This window comes from Acinetobacter sp. YH16053 (assembly GCF_013417035.1).
GTDB classification, from domain to species: Bacteria; Pseudomonadota; Gammaproteobacteria; order Pseudomonadales; family Moraxellaceae; genus Acinetobacter; species Acinetobacter towneri.
Genome location: NZ_VPEP01000001.1, coordinates 363,492 through 370,010, shown reverse-complemented (window position 1 = coordinate 370,010; position 6,519 = coordinate 363,492). Strand labels below are relative to the sequence as shown.

The 6,519-nt window shown below is 41.1% G+C and carries 7 protein-coding genes and 1 pseudogene; 3 read left to right on the top strand and 5 right to left on the bottom strand.

Annotated features, from left to right (window positions below; translation table 11 throughout):
• The 3 genes and pseudogenes from FTV43_RS16145 to FTV43_RS01780 form a co-directional block, all read right to left on the bottom strand.
• Nucleotides 1-67: pseudogene (locus FTV43_RS16145) on the bottom strand (helix-turn-helix domain-containing protein); the annotation flags it as partial.
• A 17-nt stretch (nucleotides 68-84) separates the two neighbouring features.
• Complete coding sequence (locus tag FTV43_RS01785) at nucleotides 85-519, bottom strand: hypothetical protein (RefSeq protein WP_179994727.1); 435 nt, start codon at nucleotides 517-519, stop codon at nucleotides 85-87.
• A 242-nt stretch (nucleotides 520-761) separates the two neighbouring features.
• Nucleotides 762-1,571, bottom strand: coding sequence for an inner membrane protein YpjD (locus FTV43_RS01780; RefSeq protein WP_179994726.1), 810 nt, complete (start codon nucleotides 1,569-1,571; stop codon nucleotides 762-764).
• A gap of 139 nt (nucleotides 1,572-1,710) precedes the next feature.
• Between FTV43_RS01780 and ffh the strand changes: the two genes are divergently transcribed.
• Nucleotides 1,711-3,120 carry a signal recognition particle protein gene (ffh, locus tag FTV43_RS01775; protein ID WP_096902093.1) on the top strand — a complete coding sequence of 470 codons (1,410 nt, stop codon included), beginning with the start codon at nucleotides 1,711-1,713 and terminating at the stop codon, nucleotides 3,118-3,120.
• 136 nt (nucleotides 3,121-3,256) lie between these two features.
• Here the strand turns inward: ffh and FTV43_RS01770 are convergent, their stop codons facing one another.
• Nucleotides 3,257-3,997, bottom strand: a complete 741-nt coding sequence (locus tag FTV43_RS01770; RefSeq protein WP_004972372.1) for a type III pantothenate kinase — start codon at nucleotides 3,995-3,997, stop codon at nucleotides 3,257-3,259.
• Complete coding sequence (locus tag FTV43_RS01765; RefSeq protein WP_179994725.1) at nucleotides 3,994-4,761, bottom strand: biotin--[acetyl-CoA-carboxylase] ligase; 768 nt, start codon at nucleotides 4,759-4,761, stop codon at nucleotides 3,994-3,996. The genes FTV43_RS01770 and FTV43_RS01765 overlap by 4 nt, the downstream gene beginning before the upstream one ends.
• Before the next feature lie 28 nt (nucleotides 4,762-4,789).
• Here FTV43_RS01765 and FTV43_RS01760 point away from each other — a divergent pair, with 28 nt between their 5' ends.
• Together FTV43_RS01760 and FTV43_RS01755 are read left to right on the top strand one after the other, a co-directional pair.
• On the top strand, nucleotides 4,790-5,599 hold the full coding sequence (locus tag FTV43_RS01760; protein ID WP_004972366.1) for a sulfite exporter TauE/SafE family protein: 810 nt from the start codon (nucleotides 4,790-4,792) through the stop codon (nucleotides 5,597-5,599).
• A 219-nt stretch (nucleotides 5,600-5,818) separates the two neighbouring features.
• Nucleotides 5,819-6,514, top strand: coding sequence for a GntR family transcriptional regulator (locus FTV43_RS01755; protein ID WP_179994724.1), 696 nt, complete (start codon nucleotides 5,819-5,821; stop codon nucleotides 6,512-6,514).
• Nucleotides 6,515-6,519: the final 5 nt, after the last annotated feature.

Here is a 6,519-nt window from a genome sequence, read left to right as displayed (position 1 = left end):
GCTTGGCCAGAAAAATGAGTCGTTCTCGCTGTTCTAAACTAAGTGGTACAGAAACAATTCGAGGCATGTGTGAACATCTGTTAACTAAAAAAACTTTTTCGCATGATTAGTTATTCTTGTCAACTTACTAAACTCATTAAAGGATTTCTTTTTATAATCGAATAAATAGAAGTTTAGCCACTGAACATATTCATTGTTATTGTTTGTTTTAATTAGTTTCATAAACTGAAGAAAACTACTTTGACCTGCTGTTCCTGTATAAAGCTCTATATGACGATTCTTACTCTTTTGAATAATACCTTTTATATCTAACTCTGGTTCTAAAAACTTATTTAGTTTACCCTGCCAACCTTTAGTTTCTTGTCCTACCAATAAAATTCTATTTTGTGATGAATTAAAGTCCTCATCGAAATTAGGGATAAATGGAAAGCTTAAATCTTGTAAACACTCCTTTTCTGATTCGGATAAACTTTTAAGCTTTGAACTTAATACCTCTAATTTGCTTTCAAAGTTAATCATGAACTCTCCTAAGCTTGTATTTATCTCTGGCTGCCTTTATGAAATGTCAGCAGACCCTATTAAAATATAAGTGAGTATAAAAAACTTATCTATATCAACTTACTATAATAATGATTGTACTTCACTTGTTGTGGGCTTTAAATTTAAAAAAATATCAATTTAATTTAGACTCCTCATTCCCCTCGACGAGGCTCTTAAATAATTGATCATCCAACACGTTGAATAAGTCAAACAAAAATATCTTACTTACCCAAAATCATTTCCAACACAAATTTAGAACCAATAAAACCGAGCGCCAATAAAAAGAAACCAATAATGGTAAAGCGAATCGCTTTTTGGCCACGCCAGCCAAACTTATAACGTCCAAGTAACAATGCCCCATAGACAAACCAAGAAATTATACTAAAGGCAGTTTTATGCGCTAAATGCTGTGCAAAGAAATGTTCTATCGTAAAGAAACCAAAGCCTAGTGCGGCTGTGAGTAAAGCAAAGCCTGCAATCAACATATCAAACAGCAAAGATTCCATATCTTGCAAAGACGGCAGCAAATTTACCCAAACTCGACGCTTTTGTTTGTTTTTGAGTTCGCGGTTTTGAAACCACAGTAACACGGCATGAATGGTCGCCATCAACAATACAGCATAAGCAGACAGCGATAAAATAATATGAATATCTAAACCAATCGAGTTTTGGTTAATAAATAAATTATGTTGGCTGAATGAAAAACCAGCGATTAAACCTGCGGCAGCCACAGGAATACCAATCAGGTTCAGCGCAATTACAGGGCGGTAACTGCTGAACAGCAAGCTCAATAACAACATTAAACCCGCAGTAAATGACATTAGGTTAAACACGTTGTAGTTGACACCCATCGGCGTCCACATATCGTTATACAACACGGCAGCATGCAGCAATAAGCCCAAACTGAGCAGAGAACGAATAAACCAGTGATTTGGCGCACGTTTAGACATTAAATGTGAAAATAAATACCAAAAAGAACTGGTATAAGCGATTAATGCTAAAATCGTATAAACCAAGGGGAGACTGATCATGTCAAACCTTTTTCAGGATGATGAATATTCATTTATATAAATTCGATGCGAACTACAGTATCCTATAGCATCTTGTGCATAAATTTTCTATTTTAAAGAAACATTTTTTTGCTAATGGCTATTTTAAGCGGAATTTGCAATGTTTGATACCTTAACAGAACGACTCACGCAGAGTTTAAGAAATGTTACTGGCTCAGGGCAGCTAACCGAAGACAATATTAAAGATACGTTACGTGAAGTACGTATGGCACTTCTTGAAGCCGATGTGGCGTTACCTGTAACTCGTGAATTCATCGCGAAAGTTAAGGAAGAGGCATTGGGTCAGGAAGTGATGACTCAGTTATCCCCTGGTCAGGCGTTTGTCAAAATTGTCTATGACGAACTCACAAAAATGATGGGCGAGGCCAATGAAAGCCTTGACCTTGCTGCCAAGCCACCGGTTGTGGTGTTACTGGCAGGTTTGCAGGGTGCGGGTAAAACCACCACTGCAGCAAAATTGGCACGTTTCTTACAAGAACGTCAGAAGAAAAAAGTAGCGATGGTATCTGCCGACGTTTACCGTCCTGCGGCAATTAAACAGCTACAAACGGTTGCAGGCGAAGTTGGCGCAATTTTCTTTGACTCAAATGCCAATGAAAACCCTGTCGATATTGCCAACCGTGCCATCGAACAGGCAAAAATTCAGTTTGCTGATGTGTTAATTGTCGATACTGCAGGTCGTTTGCACGTCGATGATGACATGATGGATGAAATCAAGGCATTACATTCAGCGATTAAACCGACTGAAACCTTGTTCGTGGTCGATGCCATGACGGGTCAGGATGCGGCAAATACAGCCAAAGCCTTTAATGATGCCTTGCCATTAACAGGTGTAATCCTTACTAAAACTGATGGTGATGCGCGCGGTGGTGCAGCACTTTCAGTTCGTGCGATTACGGGTAAACCAATTAAATTCTTGGGGATGGGTGAAAAACTCGATGCCCTAGAGCCATTCCACCCAGAACGTGTTGCACAACGTATTTTGGGCATGGGTGACGTGCTGTCTTTGGTCGAAGAAGTTGAACGTAAAATCGACAAAGAAAAAGCCGAAAAAATGGCGAAAAAACTGCAAAAAGGCGGCAGCTTCAACTTTGAAGATATGCTGATGCAGTTTGAACAAATGAATAAAATGGGCGGCATGATGGGCTTCTTAGACAAGTTGCCTGGCATGAGCAACTCAGGTATTCAAGATGCAATTGCGCAAGCCAATCCTGAAAAGCAAGTGAAAAAGATGGAAGCGATTATCCAGTCGATGACCATCAAAGAGCGTCGTAACCCAGACCTGATGAATCCAAGCCGTAAAAAACGTATTGCTGCGGGTTGTGGTATGGATGTGTCAGAAGTGAATAAGTTGATCAAGCAACATGCACAAATGGCAAAAATGATGAAAAAATTTGCCAATCCATCGGGCATGGCAAAAATGATGCGTTCACTGGGCGGTTTACAAAAGCAATTCAGTGGCGGCGGTATGGGGCCATTGTTTGGTGGCAACGACCCAACCAAGAAATAATTGTTAAAAACATCTTAGAATCAAAGTGTTAAAAAAGCAGGCGCATAAAAATGCGCCTGCTTTTTTGTTGTTCTTTATTCGTAGATGACAGCTACACCGAAAGATTTATCAGCGTAGATAGAGCAATGTTTGGTTTTTAGTGCACTTCATGGGTTGCATATTGAATATAACGCTGCAAACCTTTGAGCAATAAATCTTGCTCGACTTGCGGTTGATATTGCTGCAAGAATTTGGCAAACAGCGGTGCATCGCCACCCGTTAAAATCAGTTTACGTGGTGACTGTCGAATTACATGCTCAATGGTGCTGAGCAAGCCGAGTAAAATACCATGATGAACAGCATCAATGGTGCTGCGTCCTGGGGTGAGTTCATCAAATGCAGCATCGGGAATTTTAATGCCTTTGGTGTTTTGAATCAGTGCATCACGTTGCAAATATAAGTTCGGTAAAATATAGCCGCCTAAATGCGTCAGTCCATCCGCCAAATCAATAGTCAGCGCCGTACCACAACTAATGACACAATAATTTTCTTGTGGGTCATTTGCCACGGCAAGCACTTGCAACCAGCGGTCTATCCCCAATTGTTGAATATCATATTCACAATGCAAACCTGCATAATCTGCATGCACTTTGGCATAAATCACAGGCACATTCAGGGTTTTTAAAATCAAGTGAATGCGTTGATTATTCTTCTGATCTTGTACCGATGACACGCCTACTTTATGCACATTCAGACTTTTAAAGTGTTGAATCAAACCCAGCAACAAATCGGCAGGAGATTGCAAATGCAATTCTGCTTCATGTTCGATGATGCGGTCTTGTTCTGTGACCCAATATTTCAGGCGGGTGTTACCAATATCTAGCCATAAATTTTTCATGAAGATGACTCGGCATGATCGATAGGGCGTAAACGTCCCTGATAAAAAACTTCAAGCCCTTGTGCCGTTTCAATTTGCACTGCGCCATCATCCTGAATGCCTAAAAAAGTACCCTGACAAGTACCTTTAAAATGTTCAAATTCAACTTGTTGTTGCATAAATGCGGCATGATGATTGAAGCGAGATGCCAAATTATAGCAATCGTGATTAAACCAGTCGCAGGCTTGTTGAATGGCAAGATAAAGCTCTGCGATCAGGCGCACACGATCAATAGATACCAAACCCAGTTCGGTTAAAGATGTGGTTTTTTGATCAATAACTGCTGAGCTGACAGGTGCAAGATTAAGCCCAACCCCAACAATGACTTGCTGTGCAGAAATTGGCTCAATTAAGATGCCGCCCCATTTGCCTTGCGGGCTGTATAAGTCATTTGGCCATTTTACTTGTAGATTCAGCGCCTGTAGACTCGGCATTTGCAAGATATTTAACGCAATTTCTAAAGCCAAACGCCCATTTACAGGTGTTCGTAAATTTAGCAATGTGCTTAAATAGATGTTCCCTTCGGGTGATACCCATTGCCGTTGACGTTGTCCTCGACCATGCGTTTGTTTGGTACTGCATACCAAGACACTCTGCACACCTTTTTGTGCAATTTCCCGTACATCATCATTGGTGGAAGTGGTAATCGGCTTCAGGATGAGTACTTCTGGAAGCTGTCCTGCTTCTGTGAGTTGTTGTTGCAGTTGTCGGGTTTCTACATCCATACGAATTTACAAATAGTGGAATATATTTATGGAGTTAATCATATATTTATTGATTGGTGCAATTGCTGGATTTGCAGCAGGGCTGTTTGGCGTGGGCGGCGGCTTAATTATTGTGCCAATTTTATATATTGTGTTCACTCAACTCAATTATGACCCATCGGTGTTAATGCACATGGCGGTGGGGACATCATTGGCAACCATTATTGTAACTTCGATCAGCTCAGTTACGGCACACCATAAAAAAGGTGCGGTGATGTGGCCTGTATTTCGTAATCTTGCGCCTGGTTTAATTGTGGGTGCATTTGTTGGTGCAGGTATTGCCGATTTCCTTTCGGGGCAAGGCTTACAATTATTAATTGGCGGTTTTGCACTGTGGGTGGCTTTTAAGATGTTTAGAGGCGCAAATATTGCGGTTGATCCTTCACATCATTTGCCTTCAACTGCAAAGCAAGTCATGGCGGGCGGTGGGATTGGCATTGCCTCTGCAATTTTTGGGATTGGCGGTGGCAGTTTAACAGTGCCGTACTTAAACCGTTATGGCGTGGTCATGCAAAAAGCGGTAGCAACCTCAGCCGCTTGTGGTTTGCCAATTGCGGTGGCGGGCGCATTAGGCTTTATGTGGTTTGGTAAGCAAGCCGAAGTTGCAGTACCCAATACCATTGGTTATATCCACATTTATGCATTTATAGGCATTAGTGTGATGAGCTTTATTACTGCCAAAGTTGGTGCGAAAGTGGCACATTTGTTATCGCCAGCGATGTTGAAAAAATGTTTTGCCTGCTTGCTGACCACCGTTGGCTGTTATTTTGTATATCAGGGTATGCGAGTATTTTTCTAAGTTGAGTCGCTATTTTCTTTGTTTTAAGCCATGTAAAATTGGCTCTAGCGCCATGAAATTGTCGGACAATGTCATGGCGTTGTGATCTGTTTCGCAGTAAAAAGAAAGATGCTTGTATCGGAGCTATGCTTGCAGTCGAAGGATGATCCTGAGATGTCTTAAATGAGAGTAGCTCCGAATTTTCATCACTGCATCTTATAAAAACAAGATAGGAACAGTATGCAACAACAAGAATCAGAAAGTTTATCGGAACAAATTGCCCGACACATCGCAGAACAGATTATTAGCGGTGATTTGGTTGAAGGTGAGCGTATTCAGGAATTGCGCATCGCCAAAGAACTGGACGTGAGTCGTGGTTCGGTACGTGAAGCGCTGTTGTTATTGCAACGTACTCATCTGATTGAAATTTTTCCACGTCGTGGTGCAATTGTGTCGGAAATGTCGGCACAGCAAGTCCGTGCTTTGTTTGACAGTAGCAGTTTGTTATTGGGTTATATTGTGCAGCGTATTGCTGACACGTGGCGCGTACATGAAGCCGAAGCCTTACAACAACTTTTGCTGCAACTGGCAGAGCAATGTCGCTTGGGCAATACCGAAAAATTTTATGATTTAATTTTTCAATATCTGGCGCGGCAGCCTGATATGGTGGGAAATTTATATTTAATGAAGTTCTATCAAGAGTTATTGCCATCGTTAAGACGCAGTTACTTTTTGACCTTAAATACTTCGCGTCGGGAGTTACAAGAATCTTTTGAATTATTTAAACTGGTGAGTGATGCAATTTTAAGCAGAAAATCACAACAAGCCACTTTATTTATGGAAGATTTTTGCCGACACTTGCGCAACTTGGTGTTGGAATCTCTGACCCGTATGAAACAGATCGAGCTTGCATGGGCAAGACGTTCACGCCGTTAATTGGG

Bases quoted from the DNA above. Each gene is read 5' to 3' on its own strand.
- FTV43_RS01760 (WP_004972366.1), top strand. From the start codon at position 4,790: ATGGAGTTAATCATATATTTATTGATTGGTGCAATTGCTGGATTTGCA.
- FTV43_RS01755 (WP_179994724.1), top strand. From the start codon at position 5,819: ATGCAACAACAAGAATCAGAAAGTTTATCGGAACAAATTGCCCGACAC.
- FTV43_RS01770 (WP_004972372.1), bottom strand. From the start codon at position 3,997: ATGAAAAATTTATGGCTAGATATTGGTAACACCCGCCTGAAATATTGG.
- ffh (WP_096902093.1), top strand. From the start codon at position 1,711: ATGTTTGATACCTTAACAGAACGACTCACGCAGAGTTTAAGAAATGTT.
- FTV43_RS01785 (WP_179994727.1), bottom strand. From the start codon at position 519: ATGATTAACTTTGAAAGCAAATTAGAGGTATTAAGTTCAAAGCTTAAA.
- FTV43_RS01765 (WP_179994725.1), bottom strand. From the start codon at position 4,761: ATGGATGTAGAAACCCGACAACTGCAACAACAACTCACAGAAGCAGGA.
- FTV43_RS01780 (WP_179994726.1), bottom strand. From the start codon at position 1,571: ATGATCAGTCTCCCCTTGGTTTATACGATTTTAGCATTAATCGCTTAT.